General features: G+C 71.3%; 16 protein-coding genes and 1 rRNA gene. 3 read left to right on the top strand and 14 right to left on the bottom strand.

Going from position 1 to position 18,980, the window contains the following annotated elements; all coding sequences use genetic code 11:
- Positions 1-57: 57 nt before the first annotated feature.
- From ABIA38_RS39425 to ABIA38_RS39405, 5 genes are read right to left on the bottom strand one after another with little or no spacing between them, the layout of a single operon-like run.
- Positions 58-936 carry an NAD-dependent epimerase/dehydratase family protein gene (locus ABIA38_RS39425; protein ID WP_424643785.1) on the bottom strand — a complete coding sequence of 293 codons (879 nt, stop codon included), beginning with the start codon at positions 934-936 and terminating at the stop codon, positions 58-60.
- Positions 933-1,811: a carbohydrate ABC transporter permease gene (locus ABIA38_RS39420; RefSeq protein WP_424643784.1), complete on the bottom strand. Its 879-nt coding sequence runs from the start codon at positions 1,809-1,811 to the stop codon at positions 933-935. Before ABIA38_RS39420 ends, ABIA38_RS39425 begins: the two co-directional genes overlap by 4 nt.
- Complete coding sequence (locus ABIA38_RS39415; RefSeq protein ID WP_424643783.1) at positions 1,808-2,752, bottom strand: carbohydrate ABC transporter permease; 945 nt, start codon at positions 2,750-2,752, stop codon at positions 1,808-1,810. The genes ABIA38_RS39420 and ABIA38_RS39415 overlap by 4 nt, the downstream gene beginning before the upstream one ends.
- Positions 2,749-3,003, bottom strand: a complete 255-nt coding sequence (locus ABIA38_RS39410) for a hypothetical protein (RefSeq protein ID WP_424643782.1) — start codon at positions 3,001-3,003, stop codon at positions 2,749-2,751. The genes ABIA38_RS39415 and ABIA38_RS39410 overlap by 4 nt, the downstream gene beginning before the upstream one ends.
- Complete coding sequence (locus ABIA38_RS39405) at positions 3,000-4,427, bottom strand: extracellular solute-binding protein (protein WP_424643781.1); 1,428 nt, start codon at positions 4,425-4,427, stop codon at positions 3,000-3,002. The genes ABIA38_RS39410 and ABIA38_RS39405 overlap by 4 nt, the downstream gene beginning before the upstream one ends.
- Before the next feature lie 207 nt (positions 4,428-4,634).
- On the opposite strand from ABIA38_RS39405, the gene ABIA38_RS39400 reads away from it, so the two are divergent.
- Positions 4,635-7,094, top strand: coding sequence for a hypothetical protein (locus tag ABIA38_RS39400; protein WP_424643780.1), 2,460 nt, complete (start codon positions 4,635-4,637; stop codon positions 7,092-7,094).
- A gap of 354 nt (positions 7,095-7,448) precedes the next feature.
- Here the strand turns inward: ABIA38_RS39400 and recN are convergent, their stop codons facing one another.
- From recN to ABIA38_RS39375, 5 genes are all read right to left on the bottom strand, one after another.
- On the bottom strand, positions 7,449-9,179 hold the full coding sequence (gene recN / locus ABIA38_RS39395) for a DNA repair protein RecN (protein WP_424643842.1): 1,731 nt from the start codon (positions 9,177-9,179) through the stop codon (positions 7,449-7,451).
- A gap of 91 nt (positions 9,180-9,270) precedes the next feature.
- Positions 9,271-10,158, bottom strand: a complete 888-nt coding sequence (locus ABIA38_RS39390; RefSeq protein ID WP_424643779.1) for an NAD kinase — start codon at positions 10,156-10,158, stop codon at positions 9,271-9,273.
- A gap of 79 nt (positions 10,159-10,237) precedes the next feature.
- Positions 10,238-11,041 (bottom strand): TlyA family RNA methyltransferase, encoded by an 804-nt coding sequence (locus ABIA38_RS39385; protein ID WP_424643778.1) that lies wholly within the window; start codon positions 11,039-11,041, stop codon positions 10,238-10,240.
- Between the two features lie 88 nt (positions 11,042-11,129).
- Positions 11,130-11,501, bottom strand: a complete 372-nt coding sequence (locus tag ABIA38_RS39380; RefSeq protein WP_424643777.1) for a hypothetical protein — start codon at positions 11,499-11,501, stop codon at positions 11,130-11,132.
- The gene (locus ABIA38_RS39375) at positions 11,498-12,256 is read right to left on the bottom strand and encodes a hypothetical protein (protein ID WP_424643776.1); all 759 of its coding nucleotides are present in this window, start codon (positions 12,254-12,256) and stop codon (positions 11,498-11,500) included. The genes ABIA38_RS39380 and ABIA38_RS39375 overlap by 4 nt, the downstream gene beginning before the upstream one ends.
- A 226-nt stretch (positions 12,257-12,482) precedes the next feature.
- On the opposite strand from ABIA38_RS39375, the gene ABIA38_RS39370 reads away from it, so the two are divergent.
- Complete coding sequence (locus ABIA38_RS39370; protein WP_424643775.1) at positions 12,483-12,824, top strand: alkyl sulfatase C-terminal domain-containing protein; 342 nt, start codon at positions 12,483-12,485, stop codon at positions 12,822-12,824.
- A gap of 36 nt (positions 12,825-12,860) precedes the next feature.
- Here ABIA38_RS39370 and ABIA38_RS39365 read toward each other — a convergent pair whose 3' ends face one another.
- Together ABIA38_RS39365 and ABIA38_RS39360 are read right to left on the bottom strand one after the other, a co-directional pair.
- Positions 12,861-13,850: an HAD-IIA family hydrolase gene (locus ABIA38_RS39365; RefSeq protein WP_424643774.1), complete on the bottom strand. Its 990-nt coding sequence runs from the start codon at positions 13,848-13,850 to the stop codon at positions 12,861-12,863.
- A complete protein-coding gene (locus ABIA38_RS39360; protein ID WP_424643773.1) occupies positions 13,847-14,392 on the bottom strand; it encodes a tetratricopeptide repeat protein in 546 nt (181 codons plus the stop codon). The genes ABIA38_RS39365 and ABIA38_RS39360 overlap by 4 nt, the downstream gene beginning before the upstream one ends.
- Before the next feature lie 124 nt (positions 14,393-14,516).
- Between ABIA38_RS39360 and ABIA38_RS39355 the strand changes: the two genes are divergently transcribed.
- Positions 14,517-15,773 (top strand): DUF1015 family protein, encoded by a 1,257-nt coding sequence (locus ABIA38_RS39355; RefSeq protein WP_424643772.1) that lies wholly within the window; start codon positions 14,517-14,519, stop codon positions 15,771-15,773.
- A gap of 95 nt (positions 15,774-15,868) precedes the next feature.
- Here the strand turns inward: ABIA38_RS39355 and ABIA38_RS39350 are convergent, their stop codons facing one another.
- The gene (locus tag ABIA38_RS39350; protein ID WP_424643841.1) at positions 15,869-16,816 is read right to left on the bottom strand and encodes a hypothetical protein; all 948 of its coding nucleotides are present in this window, start codon (positions 16,814-16,816) and stop codon (positions 15,869-15,871) included.
- Between the two features lie 2,070 nt (positions 16,817-18,886).
- Positions 18,887-18,980, bottom strand: a 5S ribosomal RNA gene (gene rrf, locus ABIA38_RS39345); the annotation flags it as partial.

Raw genomic sequence — 18,980 nt, 5'->3', positions numbered from 1 at the left:
GCGGGTTTCGAAGGCGGGTTTCGAAGGCGGACTACGAAGATGGACTACGAAGGCGGACTACGAAGGCGGATACGGATGCCGCGCCGAGAAACCGAGCAGCGTCCGGGCCGGAGCAAGGTCGATCGCGACCTCACAACCGAACAATTCGGCGCGGCAGGGCACGTCCGGGAGGTGCGCGGCAAGCAATTCGCGCGTGGGGATGGACACCAACGTCTCCGGCGCCGCCACGAACAGCACCGGAGCACCCGTCAGTTCGGCGGTCAACCCGAGCAGGCAGGCCCGCGCCGCGTCCCGCAGATCCAGGTAGCTCCACACCTCCGACGCGCCCACGGCCGGATCCCGGGCCAACCGCGCGGCATGCCCGGCGAGCCGGTCCGGGTCGCCGAGGAACGGGAAGCGCAGCGCCACGGCGGTCATCCCGTACCGCCGATGCATCATCGCGGCGGTGGCCTCGTCCACCTGCTTGGACAGCGCGTACGGATCCTCGATCTGCAAGGGCAGCGCAACATCCAACGGCAGGTACGCCGGCCGAGGTCGCGGCGTGGACCTGGCGAACGGCAGCCCGGTGACGGACAGACTGCTCGCCAGCACCGCGCGACGCACCCCCGCCCGGCCGGCCTCGTTCAACACCACGAAGGTGGCCTGCGTATTGGTCGCGAACACCACGTCGGGCGCGGCCACTTCGGGTGAGGCCAACGCGGCGAGGTGTACCACGGCGGTGACTTCGTCGAGCGCATCCGCAACGGCGACCGGGTCCCGAGCATCCCCGACCACGACCCGATCGGCCCGCAACGGTCCGGGGTCCTCGGCGACCAATGCGGTCACCGCCAGGCCCTGCCCGGCGAGTTCGGCCAGCACGGCCGTACCGAGTCGCCCGGCGGCGCCGGTGACCAGAACACGAGCGGACCCGGCCACGCTCCCCCGACCCGTACTCACTTGAGCCCCGTGAACGCGATGCCGCGCACGATCTGCCGCTGGAACACCAGGAACACCAACACCGGCGGAATGATCGCGATCAACATCCCCGCGATCAACAGGCTCTGATCCGACGTGTCGGCAAGTCGCGGCAGTGCCACGGCCAATGGTTGCTTGTCCGTATCGGTGATCGCGATCATCGGCCACAGGAAGTCCTTCCAGGCGTTCATCACCGCGATCAGCGACACCACGGCCAGGATCGGCCGGGACATCGGCAGCACGATGCGGGTCAGGATCCGCCACGGACCGGCGCCGTCCAGGCGGGCCGCCTCGAGGAGTTCCTTCGGGATGCCGTCGAAGAACTGCTTGATCAGCAGCACATTGAAGGCATGCGCGCCGGCCGGGAGCCATACCGCCATCGGCGTGTTCGCGATCGACCCGCCCGTCAACGGCAGGTCCTGGATGGTCAGATAGAGCGAGACCATCGACACCGTGCCCGGCAGGAACAGCGTGGCCAGCACGGCGGCGTAGACGTACTTCCCGTAGTACGGCCGCAGGATGGACAGCGCATAGGCCCCGGTGACCGCGACGAACAACTGCACGAACCACGAACCGCCCACCAGCACCACGGTGTTCATCAGATAGCGGCCGAGGTCCAGGCTGGTCCACGCGGTGGAGATGTTCGACCAGTGCGCCTCCGCCGGCCACAACGCCAGCGGGTGCCGCAACGATTCCTGGGTCGAGGAGACCGAGCCCTTGAACACCCAGTAGATCGGCCCGGCGCCCTCGATGATCAGCGCCGCGAGCAGCAACAGCTGCGTCGTACCCAGGCTGATCCGGGTCAGCGGGCGGCGGCGTTCCGCCTCGGACAGCACGCCCCTGGTGCCGGTACTCATTTCGTCCCCCAGGTACGGGTGAGCCGCAGATAGATCGCCGACAGGACCGCGAGCACCGCGGCCAGGCTCACGCTCAGCGCGGCGGCGCTGCCGTAGTCGCCGCTGACGAACGCGTAGCGGTAGATGAGGAGCAACACGGTGACCGTGGAGTCCTCCGGGCCGCCGTCGGTGAGCACGAACGGCTCGGTGAACACCTGGAAGGTGTTGATCACCTGGAGCAACATCATGATCAGCAGAATCGAGCGCATGTGCGGCAACGTGACGTGCCACATCCGGCGCCACACCGAAGCGCCGTCGAGTTCGGCCGCCTCGTACAGCTCGGTCGGCACGCTCGCCAGCGCGGCCAGATAGATCAGCACCGCGCCGCCGGCGCCCGCCCAGGTGGCCTCGACCACCAGGCTGGCCATCGCGGTGTCCGCCGACTGCAACCACGGGTAGGGGCCCAGGCCGACCTTGCCGAGCATCTCGTTGAACAGGCCCGAGTCGGGGTCGTAGAACCACTTCCACATCAGCACCGCCACCACCGGCGGCACCGCCACCGGCAGGTAGACCAGGACCCGCATCAGCCCGGCGCCGCGCCGCAGTTCGGACATCACCACGGCCAGGAACAGCGGCAGCGGGAAGCCGATCAGCAGCGCCAGGCCGGTGAACACCAGGGTGTTCGTCACCGCCTTGCCCAGCAGCGGATCGTCCAGCAGGGTTTGGTAGTTCTGGAAGCCGACCCAACTCGCCGGCTCGACCAGGTTGGTCTGCTGGAAGCTCAGCACCAGGCTGCGGATGATCGGCCACCACGAGAACACGCCGAAGATCAGCACGGTGGGGAGCAGGAACAACACGGGGGTGAGGTGCCTGGTCCCGACGCGGCGTCGGTTCGTGGCGCGGGCGACCGGCGGTCGGGCAAGCGCGGGCGTGCTCTCCCGGGCGATGGTCGGGGCACTCACGGCGCGACCTCGGGCCGGTCGGAGCGGCCTGCCGTTGCGGCCGAGCCTTCCACTGCGGTCGAGCCGTTCACTCCGACCGAGCCGTTCACTGCGGCCGAACCTTCCATCGCGGCCGAGCCTTTGACTCCGACCGAGCCGTTCACTGCGACCCAACCTTCCCTTGCAGCCGAGCCGTTCACTGCGACCCAACCTTCCAATGCGGCCGAGCCGTTCACTGCGACCGAGCCGTTCACTGCGACCGAGCCGTTCACTGCGACTGAGCCTTCTCGAAGACCGGCCCGAGTCGCTCGGTCGCCTTGACCAACTCCTCGTGCGGGTCGGCGTCCTTGCGGGTCAGCACCGCCTGGACGACGGTGTCCAGCGCGCCGTAGAGGTCCTGCGCGGCGACCGGCGGCTCCACCTGGTAGTCCAGCTTGGCCACGCCGGTGACGTAGGGCGCGAAGTTGCCCGCCAGGATGTTGGCATGCTTGTTGATCGCGGCGTCGACCGGATCGGACACGGCCTTCGCGTAGAACGGCAACGTGGGCTGACCGACCGGGAGCTTGTCCGCGGCCTGGGCGACCGCCAGTTCCTCGGCCGCGGCCGGGTCGTAGGCGGGCTTGAGGTAGAAGTAGTCGATCCACTTCACCGCCGCCGCCCGCTGGGCCGGTGTCGCCTTCGCGCTGACCACCGCCATCAGGCCGCCGAGCAGGGTGGACCTGCCGCCGTTCTGCTGCGGTAGCGCAGTCATCCCGAAGTCGGCAGGCTTGCCGGAATACTGGGCGATGTAGCGGTCGTAGCTGTTGACCGCGCTGACCATCATGCCGATCTTGCCCGCGGCGAAGTCGCGTTCGGAGTCCTGCCGGCTGCGCAACTGGTTGTTGCCCATCGAGTCGTCCTGCCAGCGCATCGCGGCCAGTTGCTTGAGGGCACTTTCCACCGGGCCGTCGAGCAGCGACGGCACGTACTTGTCGCCGACCTTCTTCTCCATCGTGCCGCCGTAGGCGTAGGTCATCGCGGTCAGAATCCAACCGCCGGTGTTCTTGACCGTCATCTGGCTGTAGCCGGCGACGCCGGTGTCGGAGAGCTTCTTGGCGGCGGTGCGGACTTCGTCCCACGTGGTGGGCGGCTTGTCCGGGTCGAGGCCGGCCTTGGTGAACAGGTCCCGGTTGTAGACCAGGCCCAGGGCGTACTCGGTGACCGGAAGCCCGAAGACCTTGCCGTCGGCGGCGGTGGCCGGGGCCAGCGCGCGCGGGTCCAGGTCGGACGCGTGCGGCAGGCCCTTGATCTCGGCGCTCAGGTCGATGATCTGCTTGCGCGCGATCAGACCGGGCGGTTCGGTCAGCGGAACGGTGAGCACCGTTTCGGCACTGCCGCCGGCCAGTCGGGCGGCGAACGTGCGCGGGTCCCACTGGGTGTCGGTCGGCTTGAGCTTGATCTTCGGGTTGGCCTTCTCGAACGCCGCGACCGCGTCCAGGAATTGTTGCCGCGTCTTGGGGGACGTGGTCGCCGGCATGCCGGCCACGGTGATCGTGGTCGTACCTCCGGAACCGGATCCGGACGAGCCGGACGAACCCGACGAACAGCCGGCCGTGGTGCCGACGAGGGTGAGCGCGAGCGCCCCGGCCCCTGCCACCACCACCGCCCGGCGGCGTCGACTGCGCCGGAGCGTGTTGCCCGGGACTGACTCGGCCACGGGTACCTCCCTGGGTTCCGGATAGCTGCTGGATGCGATGAGGTCGTATCTAATTCGCATTAGGAGGAGGTGTCAAGGGCATTGCCGGCAGGTGGCGGGGGGCGGCGAACCAGACATACGGGGGTCTTGACTCACTCCGACGATCGGAGTACACCTTCGACCTAATCCGCATTAGGTGAATGCCTGTCGCCCGGGAAAGGGATCCCCATGTCCACTGGCCACACGCCCGACGACCGCCAGAGCCCCGAAGGCACGCCACCGGAGCATCCGGGCGCCGAGCCCGGCCTACACCGGCGCGGCTTCCTCACCGGAGCCGGTGCCGTCGCCGGAGCCGTCGCCGTCGGCGTGGCCGGCGCGGCGCTGCCCGGGCAGGCCTTCGCGGCCGGGCAGGCCGCCGCCCCCGTGACCATCTCCGCGCCCGGCATCACGCTGATCGCCGGCCTCGACGGGGTCGTCTCGGCCCGCGACGGCGGCGGCACCGAACGGGTCCGGCTGACCAGGTTCATGACCAAGGACTCGGTCGTCGGCCTGCAACCGACCAGCGGCGGGACCCCGTCCCTGATCACCCTCCCGGACGGCCGGTCGGCGATCCAGGTCGACTACAAGCTGCCCGCCGCCGCGAACGGGCTCACCGTCCGGGGCATCTTCGACGTCACCCCGAACCGGGCGCACCTGCGCTGGGAACTGGGCGGCTCGACCACCCTGCTCCCGGCCGGCGTCCTGTTCGGGCGCACCGTGACCGCCCCCACCGCGCCGGAGAGCTTCGCGGCGCTGACCACCTGGAACCGGGACGCGGGCGGCGGCATCCCGTACGAGACCAACGCGGGTGTGGTCTACCAGGAGACCTGGGCCGACACCTTCGCCTACTTCCGGCTCGCCAACTCCACCCCGGCCTGGACCAACGCCTCCTGGATGCACTCCCCCGGCACCGCGACCACCAACGGCGCGGTGGTCGAGGCCGACCTCGTCCTCGGCACGATGCGGCCCGCGGCGGCCGGTACCGCCGGCTCGTTGCAACCCCTGGGCGTCGAGGTGTGGACCGACCAGCCGTTCTCGATCTGGGACCAGGGCGGCGTACCGATGCCGCTGCACGCCGCGGTGGCCAACGGCGGCACCGCCGACCGGAATGTGCAACTGTCCTGGTGGGCACGGGACTTCGACGGCGTGATCCTCGGCAGCGGTACGGTCGCCGGCACCGTGGCAGCCGGCTCCACGTGGGCACAGACCTTCACCGTCACCGCACCACCGCAGGGCATCGTATTCACCGAGGTGAGCGCGAAGTCCGGCACCGACGAGGCGTTCGCCCGCACCAACCTCACCGTGTTGCCCCCCTTCACCTACCAGGCGGGCGCGGACAGCATGTTCGGCATCGCCAACTACCCGTGGCTGCTCAAGCCGGACACCCCGGCCGTGGTGGGCCTGATGCAGCGGATCGGCATCAAGCGGGTACGGATCGCCTACGACGGCGGCCCCGGCCTGGCCCCCGCCGCACTCGACGCGGCCGGCATCGCGCACAACATCGAACTGCACGGCATCCCGCTGGACGGCACCACCGCCCAGGTCGCCGCATGGGCGGACACCAACACCACACTGGCGATCAACGCCAACGCCGAATACTTCGAGGTCGCCAACGAGATCAACCGCCCGTGGATGACCACGACCACGGCGGCCTCGTACGTCCGCGACGGCCTCCACCCGGTACGCGACCGACTCAAGGCCGCCGGAGCACGCACCAAGGTGCTCAACGCCGGCCTGTCCGGCATGGACTACATCTGGACCAAGGCCTTCCGCGACGCGGGCGGCTGGGACCTGATCGACGGCTTCTCCTTCCACCCCGGCCGCGGCAACTTCACCCCCGACTACGCCCCGGCACCGGCCGACTGGACCACGGACAGCAACGGCACGTACTGGAACTTCCTCGGCAGCCTGAACAAGGCCCAGGAGGTGATCGCCGAGTACGGGCCGAAGGAACTGTGGATGACCGAGGCATACGCCTGCACCAAGCCCAACAGCTGGTGGCACGACACCTACCGGCACGCCGCCGAGAACGTACTGCTCACCCTCGCCCTGGCCAAGGCCGCCGGGGTGCGCTGCGTGAACTGGTACCAGCTCCACGACAGCATCCTCGGCAAGCCGCAACTGGCCGACCCGGTGAACTCCGAGTACCACTACGGCCTGATGCACCGCGACCTCGGCGCCAAGCCGTCCATGCTGGCCTACGCCACGGCCGCCCGCGTACTCGACCGCGCCACCTTCGTCCGCCGGCTGACCCTGCCCGACCCGGACCTCAAGGGCCTGCTGTTCACGTCCCCCCAGGGCCCGATCTCCATCCTGTGGAGCCGCAAGGACGGCTACATCCTCAACCCGAACCACCCCACCGACTCGGGCTGGTTCGCCGCCCCCGAACCGTGGGTCGACGACTGGCGAACCAAGACGGTGCTCAAGGTCGCCGCGGCACCCGCGGTATCCATAGCCGACCCGCAAGAAGCCGAACACCGAGGCCGAGACCACCGAGACCACCGGAACAACGTCGCCGGCACGGTCCGAGAAATCGACTGCATCGGCCGAGAACGCCTACTGACCCCGACCGACGGCTGCGTCGAACTACACCTGGACGGCGCCCCCCGCATCTACTACGGCCTGACCAACACCCCGGACGCAACCTGAGCAACCAGGGGCGGCGGCAGGGCACAAGCCCCACCGCCGCCTCTACCTGTTCCGCCCAGCCATAGCACGACGTCGAACTCAACAACACCCGGGCCACCCCAAAAAGAGCACCCGCAAAGCCCAGTCGCGCCACAGGGCCACAGGGCCACAGGGCCACAGGGCCACAGGGCCACAGGGCCACAGGGCCGGATCAGCCCGCCCCGCTGCCCCTAAACCCCAGCCTCCGCACCAAACGCAACGGGTGGAGCGGGTGGGCACACCAACCCGACCCGACCAACCAGCCCCCGCAACCCGCCCACCCAAGTCCCCGAAACCCATCAGGGCCATGCGGCCACGAGCCATGCGACCACGAGCTCAGTCCCGCACCTTCGAGTCCGCCGCCGTGGCCAACAGCTCCTCCGCATGTGCCCGGCCCAGTTCGGAGTTCTCCAGCCCCGCCAGCATCCGCGACAGCTCCCGGACCCGGGCCGCGTCGTCCAGGGTGACCACGCCGGAGCGGGTCACCGTGCCGTCGCTGGACTTTTCCACCACCAGATGCCGGTCGGCGAAGGCCGCCACCTGGGGCAGGTGCGTCACCACGATCACCTGCGCGACCCGGGCCAGCCGCGCCAGCCGCCGCCCCACCTCGACCGCCGCCTTGCCGCCGACGCCCTGGTCCACCTCGTCGAAGACAAAAGTCGGCACCGGGTCGGCACCGGCGAAGACCACCTCGACCGCGAGCATCACCCGCGAGAGCTCGCCGCCCGAGGCCCCCTTGGCCAACGGCCGAGGCGGCGCGCCCGGGTGTGGGGACAGTTGCAGCTCGACCTCGTCCACGCCCGTCGGGCCATAGGCCAACACCCGATCGCCCACCGGCAGTCCCGCCGGATCGTCCACGCCCGAGATCGCCACGCCGACGCGCGCGTACGGCATCGCCAACGCGCTCAGCTCACCGGTGACCGCCGCCGCGAACCGCTCCGCCGCGGCATGCCGCGCCGCCGAGACCTCGCCCGCCAGCGCGGCCAGTTCAAGGCGCAGCGCGTCCCGCTCGCCGGTCAGCTCCTCGGTACGGTCCTCGTCCCCGTCCAACTCGGCCAACCGCGCGGCCGAACGCTCGGCCCAGGCCAACACCTCGTCGATCGACTCGCCATACTTGCGGGTCAACCCCGTCAGCGCGGCCCGCCGCTCCTCCGCCGCCGCGAGCCGCACCGGATCCGCGTCCACCCCGGCCGCGTACGACGCCAGTTCCGTCGCCACGTCGGACACCAGATACCCGACCTCGCCCAGCCGATCGGCCAGCGCCGCAAGCGCGGCATCGTGCCCGCGTACCGCCTCCACCGCCCGCTGCGCCGCACCGAGCAGCGTCGAGGCGTCCACCGCGTCCGTACCGGTCTCCGGATCACCCAACAGCGCCTCGTGCGCCGTGGTCGCCGCGGTCCGCAACGCGTCCGCATGGCCGAGCCGCGAGGTCTCCGCCGCCAACTCCGCGTCCTCGCCCGGCTGCGGCACCACCTGGTCGATCTCGGCCAGGCCGAACCGCAACAGGTCGGCCTCCTGCGCCCGTTCGCGCGCCCGAGTGGTGATCTCGGCCAGCTCGGCGCTCACCTCGCGCAGTCGCCGATACACCCCGCCGTACGCCTTCAACGGCACCGACACGGCCTCCCCGGCGTACCGATCCAGCGCACCGCGCTGCCGGGCCGGGCGCAACAACCGCTGCTGGTCGGTCTGCCCGTGCACCGCGATCAGGTCGTCGGCCAGATCGGTCAGCAGCCCGATCGGCGCGGCCCGCCCGCCCACATGCGCCCGCGAGCGGCCCTCGGCGGAGAGCGTACGCGCCAACAACAGCTCGCCGTCGTCCACCTCGGCCCCCGCCTCGGCCGCCCGCCGCCCGGCGGGTGAATCCGCCGGGACGCTGAGCCGCCCCTCGACCAGGGCCTTCCCCGTCCCGTTGCGCACCAGCCCGGCATCGGCCCGCCCGCCGAACAGCAAGCCGAGCCCGGTCACCACCATCGTCTTGCCGGCGCCGGTCTCGCCCGTGACCACGGTGAAGCCCGGCGCGAGCTCGACTACGGCGTCTTCGATGACACCCAGACCCTGTATCCGCATCTCTTCGAGCACGGGACGACACTACGAGGTCGCGGGGACTCCACGCGAAGAACGCAGTTCAAACGGCGTGTACCGAACACCCCGCACGGCCTCACTTACGGCCGCGCCACCCCTTGACCGGCAACGCGAACTTGGCCACCAGCCGGTCGGTGAACGGCGCCCGATGCAGCCGCGCGAGCCGCACCGGCTGGGTCCCGCGCCGCACCTCCACCCGCGCGCCCGCGGGCAGCTGTACGGTCCGCCGCCCGTCGCACCACAACGCGCCCGGCGGCGTCTCCGGCGCCAGCTCCAACGCGAGCACCGAGTTCGGCGAGACCACCACCGGACGCGCGAAGAGCGCATGCGCGCTGATCGGCACCATGATCAACGCCTCCACCTCGGGCCACACGATCGGCCCGCCGCCGGAGAAGGCATACGCGGTCGACCCGGTCGGCGTCGCACACACCACCCCGTCGCAGCCCCAGCGGGACAGCGGCCGGCCGTCCACCTCGGCCACCAGTTCCAACATCCGCTCACGCGAGGCCTTCTCGATCGCGGCCTCGTTCAGCGCCCAGTTGGTGTGCACGATCTCGCCGTTGACCCGAACCACCACGTCGAGCGTCATCCGCTCCTCGACGTCGTAATCGCGCGAGACGACCCGCTCCACCACGTCGTTGAGGTCCTCACGCTCGGCCTCGGCCAGGAAGCCGACCCGGCCCAGGTTGACCCCGAGCATCGGTACGGACGCCTCCCGCACCAACTCCGCGCCGCGCAACAACGTCCCGTCACCGCCGAGCACGACCGCCAACTCGCAGCCCTTGGCCGCGTCCGGCTCCACGGACACCACGACCGCGCCGGGCAGGGCCAGCTCGTCCGCCTCGTGTTCGAGCACCCGCACACTCAGGCCGGCCGCGATCAGCCGCTCCACCACCAGCCGTGCACTGCGCAATGCCGCAGGTCGGCCGGTGTGCGTGACCACCAGTACCGTGCGATCGCTCATGCCCGTATCCCCTCGTCCGCATCGAATCGACCGCAGCCGTATCCGTACCCGTAGGGCGAGACGCTATCGCGCGCGCCGCTCACCGAGGCCCCTCGGCGACCGCCCGATCCACGTCCGCCGGGTCCAACTCCGGCGCACCGGCCCGCATCCACAGGAAGTACTCGACGTTGCCCGACGGTCCCGGCAGCGGCGACGCGGTCACCCCGAGTACACCGAGGCCGACCTTCGCCGCCTGCTCCGCCACCATCCGCACCGCCTCGGCCCGCAACGCCGGATCGCGCACGACCCCGCCCGCGCCGAGCCGCTCGCGCCCCACCTCGAACTGCGGCTTGACCATCATCACCAGGTCGGCGTCCGGCGCGGCACAGCGCACCAGCGCGGGCAACACCAGGCCGAGCGAGATGAAGGAGAGGTCGCCCACCACAAGATCGGCCGCCGGCCCCACCTGATCGGGCGTCAACTCCCGGACGTTGGTGCGATCCCGTACGGTCACCCGGTCGTCGCTGCGCAGCGCCCACGCCAACTGCCCGTACCCGACGTCCACCGCGACCACATGCGCCGCGCCCGCGCGCAACAACACATCGGTAAAGCCGCCGGTCGAGGCGCCCGCGTCGATGCAGCGCCGCCCCTCGACGGTGAGGCCGAGCGGGGTGAACGCGGCCAGCGCGCCCGCGAGTTTGTGCCCGCCGCGCGATACATAGTCCGGATCGCCCGCATCGGCCGCGACCACCACCGCCGCGCCCGCGTCGACCTGGGTGGCCGCCTTGGTCGCGGCCTGACCACCCACCGTCACCCGCCCGGCCGCGATCAGTTCGCTCGCGTGGTCCCGGGAGCGAGCCAGTCCCCTGCGCACCAGCTCGGCGTCGAGCCTGCGTCGTGCCACCGGTCGTGCCTGCCGTTCCTTGGTTGTACCGAAGTGGTCGACGAGGGCCGCCACTCCCGCGCCCCTCGCCCGAAGTCGTGGACCGGCCCTACCGATCCAATTCCGCCAGGGCCTCCCGCAACCCTCGATGCACATCCTCGTACACCGACCCATGCACCTCCGTCGGCAGGTCACCCACCCGCCCGAGCCCGACCAACACCCCATCCACCCGAAGCACCCCGGTAAGCCCGGGCGGCTCGACATCGAGGGGGGCAACGGGGGCGGCGGGGTCGCCCGACGCACCGGCCGGCGATGCGGATGCCTCGGCGGCAGCCGAGGGGCCGGACGCGACCTCACCACCGGACCCCGCGCCGGCCGCCGCCGGATCCGTGCCCGAGCCCCCGCCCGCCTCCAAACCCCCGCCCGCGTCCGCGTCCGCGCCGTCGCCCGGTCCCGCGTTCCCCTCCGGGTCCTCGCTCACGACTGCTCGTCCGCGTCGGCCGTCGGCGTGGCGGGCTTGCGGATCGCCTTCTTGGCGGGCGTCGCCTTCTTCGCGGCAGCCGTACCGTTCGCCTTCCGCGCGGGCTTGCGCGGCCCGGCCACCGCGGCCGAACCGGCCGCGGAGCCGCCGGCCGGCGCGGACTTGGCCGCCGAGGTCTTCTTCGCGGCGGCCTTCTTGGCAACCGGCTTGGCCGCAGCGGCACTACGCGCCACAGGCGGAGTCGCCACCGGCGTCGCCGCCGAAGCAGTCCCGGCCGAAGCAGTCCCAGCCGAAGCAGACGCAGCAGTCGCAGTCCCGTTCGCGGCCCCCGCCGAACCCGCCCGCGCGCCCGCCGCCGCAGGCCCCGCGCCCGGGGAGCCCGCCGGCCGAGACGCCCGCGGCGTGGAGGCGCGCGCCAACCGGTGCTCCAGATCCGTCACCCGGCGATTCAGCCGCGCGATCTCCTCCTCGGCCTTGATCAGATCCTTGGTCCACGGCTTCGAGCGGGACAGCGCCTTGTCCACCTCACCGCGCACGATGCCGACCAACAGGTCCCGGTTCGCCTTGCCGGTCTCGTACAACTCCTCGGCCACCTGCTGCACGAAGTGCGGCAACGCCTGGGCCTGATCCGGCATCTGCTCCAGATCGAGGCCGCTGCGCTCGACGAGGACCTTGGCCACCTCGGTGACCCGCTGCCTGGTCATCTCGGTCAAGCCACTGGCGATCTGAAGGTAACTGCGCACGACGTCTCGCATGAACCGGCGCCCGCCTTCCTGTCTCCGGCCGCCCGCACTCCTGCCTGCGCGGCGCTACGAGCGGCGATGATCGGTCTGCCCCGACGCTACCCTCTCGACCGGCGCGGAACCGGAAGCAACGACCTCCCGGCGACACGCCCCATCACCCGGCCGACCGGCGCGGGCCGGGTGGGATACGGTCGCCAACCGGATCCCCCGGACCGGCAATGGAAAGGAACGCCCCCGCATGGCCACCGTCGAAGAGTGCCGCGAGGCTCTCGAAGAACTGTCCGCCAAGATGGGCCGAGCGGAGGGCGACACCCGCAAGGCCACCCAACTGGACCGCAGCCTCGGCTGCCGGATCACCGACCTCGACGTCACCTTCAGCGGCCGACTCCGCGACGGCGCCCTGCACGACATCACCACCGACCCGAGCCCCGAGCGCGCCCAGATCCGGCTGACCACGTCCTCCGACGACCTGGTGGCCCTGGTGGCCGGCAACCTCGACTTCGCCGCGGCCTGGGCCAGGGGCCGGATCAAGCTGGAGGCGTCCTTCAAGGACCTGCTCGTCCTGCGCAAACTCCTCTGACCCGCCCCGCGCCCACCCCACCACCAGCCCACCCCACTACCAGCCCAACCTCGCCACCACCCCCGCCGTGTCCACCGCACCCTCCGCCGCCCAAGCCGCCGCGCACGCCGCGCGCAGCCCGTCGATCCGGGCCCCCTCACCCGTCACCGTGAGCACCCCCGCCACGACCCGCGCCGACCAGCCGCCGCACACCCACCCGTCGCCGTCCCGCCGCGCCGTCACCGGCGGCGCCAGCAGCGCCCGCAGGTCCTCGGCCACGAACGTCGGCCGTTGCCCCGCGCCCGCCGCCAACACCCCGTCCGGTCCGGTGACCCCCGTCAGGACCAACAGGCTGTCCACGCCCCCGTTGTGCGCGCCCTCGATGTCCGTGTCCAACCGGTCGCCCACCACCAACGGCCGCCGCGCCCCCGTACGCAGGATCGTCTCGCGATGCAGCGGCAGTTCGGGCTTGCCGGCGATCACCGGCTCGACCCCCGTCGCCGCCCGCACCACCCCCACCAGCGCCCCGTTGCCCGGCGCGATCCCACGCTCCGTCGGGATCGTCACATCCGTGTTCGAGGCCACCCAGAACACCCCGCGCCGCACCGCGTAGCACGCCTCCGTCAGCTCCCGCCACCCCACGTCGGCCGCGAACCCCTGGACCACCGCCGCCGGTTCCTCGTCCGCCGACCGCACCGGCCGCAACCCCCGCTCCCGCAACGCGACCTCGAGGCCCTCACCGCCCACCACCAGCACCGGCGCCCCCTCGGGCACCCGCTCCGCGACCACCCGCGCCGCCGCCTGCGCCGACGTCACCACATCCTCCGGCTGGGCCGGGACACCCAGCTCGACCAGATGCTCCGCCACCACCTTGGGCGTACGCGAGGCGTTGTTCGTGACATACGCCAACCCCATCCCCCGCCGCCGCGCCTCGGCCAACACCTCCACCGCGTACGGCACGGCCCGAGCGCCGGTGTACACGACACCGTCCAAATCCAGCAGCGCGACGTCGTACGCCACCGCCAATGCCGAGGTCTGCTCACTCACGCGCCGTCGCTCCCGTCACCCATGTCCCGACCATTCCGACCGTCCCCACCATTCCTACCGTCCCCACCGGCACCGGCACTCCCCGCACCCCCACCGCTCCCCCCGTCCCGACCGATCGCCCCGTACGCCCCCGCCCGAGCCCGCAACGTCGCCCGCGCCTGCACCAACGCGTTCCGGTAGTGCTTGGTCTCCGGCCGCATCGCCACCGCCAGCGCCAGATGCTCCACCGCCGTCTCGAAGTCCCCGAGCCGCGACGCCGACAGCCCCCACCCGAACTGCGCGTAGTCGTCCGCCGGATCCGACTCGGCCACCGCGCGAAAGTGCCGCAGCGCCTCGTCGTGTCTGCCCGAGTCGAACCAGGCCCGCGCCAGCGCCTCCCGCACACTGCGCGACTCGGGCGCCGCGTCCGCCGCCCGCGCCAGCAACTGCGCGGCGGCGGCCGGGTTTCCCGACGCGAGCAGTTGCACCCCGCGCCGATACCAGTCGTACACGTCTCCCGTGGGTGCACCGTTCATCCCGTCGGCCCCCTGAGCCATCGCCATGATGCCCTCCCGCACCTCGACCACATCCATCCGACCCCGCGCCCCGCCACCAGCCGGCAAATCCGCTATCCACCGACTTCGGATGTCCTGATCTTGCCCGGCCTCGGGCCCGTAACATTCGGCCATGGACGACGCAGTGCCGAACGGGCTCGATCTGGCCCCCTTCCGCGGGCTTCGCTACGACCCGGAACGCGTCGGGGACGTCGCGTCGGTGACCTCGCCACCGTACGACGTGGTCGAGCCCGGCGGCGTACCCGCGTTGGAGGACTCGGATCCGCACAACATCGTGCGGCTGGTCCTCCCGCGCAGCGCGGTACACGCGGGCAGCACGTTGCGCACCTGGCTGGCCGAGGGCGTGCTGCGCCCCGACCCGCTGCCCACGCTGTACGTATACGAACAGCGCGACCACAACTCGATCCAGCGCGGGCTGATCGGCGCCCTGTCCCTCGACTCCGCGGTCCTGCCGCACGAGGACGTGATGCCGGGCCCGGTCACCGACCGCGCCGCGATCATGAGCGAGTTGTCGGCCAACCCGGAGCCGATCCTGCTGGTGTACACCGGCGGCGGACGCGCCTCGGACATAGTCGAACAGACCACCCATCAGCCGCCGCTCGTCGGCCTGCGTACCCCGGACGGCATACGGCACCGGTTGTGGGGCGTCACCGATCGGCACGCGGTCGCCGGGATCCGCGAGGACCTCGCGCAACGCAAGGCGTTGATCGCCGACGGCCACCACCGCTGGGCGGCCTACGCACGGATGCGCGAGCGAGCCCACGCGGACGGCCGCGGCGAAGGCCCCTGGGACCGGGGGCTGGTCCTGCTCGTGGACACCGTCCGACATCCGCTGCGGGTCGGCGCCATCCATCGTGTCCTGCCCAAGCTCCGCCCGGCCCAGGCCCTGGACGCCCTGGCCACCTACGGCGACGCGGGCGCCGGCGCGTTCCTGGCCCGGCCGCTCGACGGCACGCTGCCGGCCGCCCTGTGGGCTCTCGACCAGGCCACCGGGCCGGCCTTCCTGCTCGCCGGGGATCGCCGCTTCCACCTGCTCACCGGCCCCGACCCGGACCTGCTCGACCTGGCGATCCGGGCCGACCGCCCGCACACCTGGCGCCGCCTGGACGCCACCGTGCTGCACGCGGCCCTACTCGACCGGGTTTGGCACGTACCGGACAACTGGGACAACATCACCTACGTCCACGACGCCGCCGCGGCCGTCCGCCAGGCCAACCACACCGGCGGCACCGCGATCCTGCTCCGCCCCACCGACGAACGTGTGGTCCGCGAACTGGCCGAACAGGACATCCGAATGCCCCGAAAGTCCACCTCCTTCGGCCCGAAGCCGGCCACCGGCCTGGTCCTGCGCAGCCTGGACATCGACTGACCCGCCAACCCGCGGTACGCCGGAGAACACGAAACACGAAACACGAAAAGGGCCCGGCACACCGTGCCGGGCCCTTCCCAATCCCACTCGCCGAATCAGTCCTTCTTACGCGGCTTCTTCACCTTGACCTCGGCCACAGGCTCGTCCGCCTCGGCCTCGGCAACCGGCTGATCGACCACGTCGACCTCGACGTCGTCCTCGACCGCAGCCGAATCCTCGACGTCCTCGACGTCCGCAACGTCGTCGTCCCCCTCAAGGGCCTCCGCGTCCTCCGTGTCCTCCGCGTCATCGACGTCATCGACGTCATCCGCGTCAGCGACGTCCGCAACATCGTCGAAGTCGTCCTCGTCGTCCTCGGCATCCGGGTCGAGCGCGTCCGTGAAGTCGAGGCCATCCAGCTCCGCGACCCGCTCGGCCGCACCGGTCTCACCGGTCGCGTCCGCCTCGGCGGCCCGACCGAACCAGTCCCGCGCCTCGTCGTCGCGCCCCACGGCCGCCAACGCGTCGGCGTACGCGAACCGCAGCCGCGCCACCCACGGGTTGGTCGAAGCCGAGTTCAGCTCCGGTACCTGCAGCGTGACCACCGCGGCGTCGAGCTGATCCAGGTCGCGACGCGCACCGGCGGCGACGATCCGCAGCTCGATCTGCGCGGCCTTGTCCAGTTCCTTGACCTCGTCCGCACCGGCCATCTGCAGCGCCCGCTCGGGACGACCCAGGCCACGCTCACAGTCGGCCATCACGGCCCAGTGCTCACTCGACCCGGTCATCCGCCGCGCCGCCCGCAGCTCGGACAGCGCCTCGGCGTACGCCCCGGCCATGTACGCCGCGATACCCGCGGCCTCCCGCACCGCCGCGACCCGCGACGCCAGTCGCAGTGCGACCTTGGCGTACTTGTACGCCAGTTCGGGGTCCTCGTCGACCGTCCGGCCGATCATCACCAGGTTGCGCGCGACCTCGTCCGCGAGGGTCTTGGGCAACCCGCGCAGTTCCTGGCGCGCCTCCGCACCGAGCTCCTCGGCCTGCACGTCCTCCGGGATGTACATCCGCTCGACCGGCACGTAGCCCGGCTCGTCCCGACGGTCGAACGACGGCCGCGCATCCCGGCGGTCGTCCCGATTCCCGTACGAAGGACGCCCGTTGCCGCGATCCCGGTCCCGGTCTCCGAACGAGGGCCGAGCACCGCGGTCGTCCCGATTGCCGAACGACGGCCGCGACCCACCACGCTCGTCCCGAGCGGGCCGATCCGACCGGAACGGCGCACGCGACCCACCACGGTCGTCCCGGGCAGGCCGGTCCGAACGCTCGGGCCGGTCCGACCGGTACGGCGGACGCGAACCGCCACCGGCGGAGCGATCATCCCGATTGAACGCGGGCCGAGCCGACCCACCACGGTCGTCCCGATTACCGAACGACGGCCGCGAACCGCCCCGCTCGTCCCGACCGCCACTCGCCGGACGCCCCGAACCCCGATCGTCGCGACGCGGAGCCGGCCGACGCTCGTGGAACGGCTGCCGCGCGCCGGGCTGACCGTTGTAGGTCGGCCGGCTGCTGGCGCCGTCCTTGTAGTCACGATCCCCGAACTCCCGCTCGTCCCGGGCAGGCCGGTCCGAACGCTCGGGCCGATCCGACCGATACGGCGGACGCGCGCCACCACCGGAACGGTCATCCCGATTGAACGAAGGACGCGAGGCCCCACCACGGTCGTCCCGATTGCCATACGCCGGACGCGCACCACCACGGTCATCCCGGGCAGGCCGATCCGAACGCTCCGGCCGATCCGACCGGAACGGCAGCCGCCCACCGGCGCCACCACGATCCCCACGATCGTCCCGATTGCCGTACGCCGGACGCGAGCCACCACGGTCGTCCCGGGCAGGCCGGTCCGAACGCTCGGGTCGGTCCGACCGATACGGCGGACGCGAACCGCCACCGGAACGATCGTCACGATTGAACGAAGGACGCCGATCCCCACCGCGCTCCTCGCGGAACCCGGGCCGATCATCCCGCCCACCCGCAGGACGCCGATCCCCGCCACGGTCATCCCGGTTGAATGAGGGACGCGACGAACCACCACGGTCGTCCCGGTTCCCGTACGACGGCCGGCTACCACCACGGTCGTCACGGTTGAACGGGGGACGCGAGCCACCCTCGCGGTCCTCACGGCTCGGCCGCGAGATCGCGTGATCCCCACGGGCCCCGTACGAGGTACGCGACTGCCCACGATCCCGCTCCGGCCCATCCGCCCGGAACGCCGGACGCGCACCGGAACGGTCGTCCCGGGCAGGCCGGTCCGAACGCTCGGGCCGGTCCGACCGATAAGGCGGACGCGAACCGCCACCGGAACGGTCATCACGATTGAACGAGGGACGCGAGGCCCCACCACGATCGTCCCGCCCACCGGACTGCGGGCGCCCGGCGCCACGGTCATCCCGGTTGAACGGCGGACGCGCACCACCACGGTCGTCCCGGTTGCCGTACGACGGCCGGCTACCACCACGGTCGTCACGATTGCCATACGCCGGACGTGACCCACCACGGTCATCCCGGGCAGGCCGGTCCGAACGCTCGGGCCGATCCGACCGATACGGCGGACGCGAACCGCCACCGGCGGAGCGATCATCCCGATTGAACGGCGGACGCGAGGCCCCACCACGGTCGTCCCGACCGCCGGACTGCGGACGCCCACCGGACTGGGGACGCCCTGCGCCCGCACCGCGGTTGCCACCACGGTCATCACGGTTGAACGGAGGACGCGAACCGCCCCGATCGTCACGGCCACCCTGGTCACGACCACCGGAAGCCGGACGGCCACCGCGATCATCACGGTTGAACGGCCGGCGATCACCGCCGCCACCGCCCCCCGAGTACTGCGATCCACTGGGACGGCGACTCGGCCGTCCCTCGGAGGGGGGATTGGACATGGGATTTGCTCCTCGTGATCGTCGTACGGGTACGCAGTCGCCTGTGGCGCGACCACCATTGTCCCGTATGACGAACGAAGTCGGCGCACCCGACAGTGGCCATGGACCCCTTAGGCAAGGGCCGCCACGGTAAATCGAAGTTGATAAAAAAATAAGGGGCCCCACCGGGGTGGGGCCCCTTACTCACGTTGATTCCGGCGGCGTCCTACTCTCCCACACCCCTTCGAGTGCAGTACCATCGGCGCTGGAGAGCTTAGCTTCCGGGTTCGGAATGAGACCGGGCGTT

Origin of the sequence: Embleya sp. AB8, assembly GCF_049739465.1 — a bacterium.
Taxonomy (GTDB): Bacteria; Actinomycetota; Actinomycetes; order Streptomycetales; family Streptomycetaceae; genus Embleya.
The sequence above is the reverse complement of the archived record's forward strand: the minus strand, read 5'-3'. Positions and strand labels throughout refer to the sequence as shown.

Coding starts and splice junctions, on each gene's coding strand:
- ABIA38_RS39390 (WP_424643779.1), bottom strand. CDS start 10,158: ATGAGCGATCGCACGGTACTGGTGGTCACGCACACCGGCCGACCTGCG.
- ABIA38_RS39350 (WP_424643841.1), bottom strand. CDS start 16,816: ATGTACATCCCGGAGGACGTGCAGGCCGAGGAGCTCGGTGCGGAGGCG.
- ABIA38_RS39375 (WP_424643776.1), bottom strand. CDS start 12,256: ATGCGAGACGTCGTGCGCAGTTACCTTCAGATCGCCAGTGGCTTGACC.
- ABIA38_RS39370 (WP_424643775.1), top strand. CDS start 12,483: ATGGCCACCGTCGAAGAGTGCCGCGAGGCTCTCGAAGAACTGTCCGCC.
- ABIA38_RS39360 (WP_424643773.1), bottom strand. CDS start 14,392: ATGGCGATGGCTCAGGGGGCCGACGGGATGAACGGTGCACCCACGGGA.
- ABIA38_RS39400 (WP_424643780.1), top strand. CDS start 4,635: ATGTCCACTGGCCACACGCCCGACGACCGCCAGAGCCCCGAAGGCACG.
- recN (WP_424643842.1), bottom strand. CDS start 9,179: ATGCGGATACAGGGTCTGGGTGTCATCGAAGACGCCGTAGTCGAGCTC.
- ABIA38_RS39355 (WP_424643772.1), top strand. CDS start 14,517: ATGGACGACGCAGTGCCGAACGGGCTCGATCTGGCCCCCTTCCGCGGG.
- ABIA38_RS39420 (WP_424643784.1), bottom strand. CDS start 1,811: ATGAGTACCGGCACCAGGGGCGTGCTGTCCGAGGCGGAACGCCGCCGC.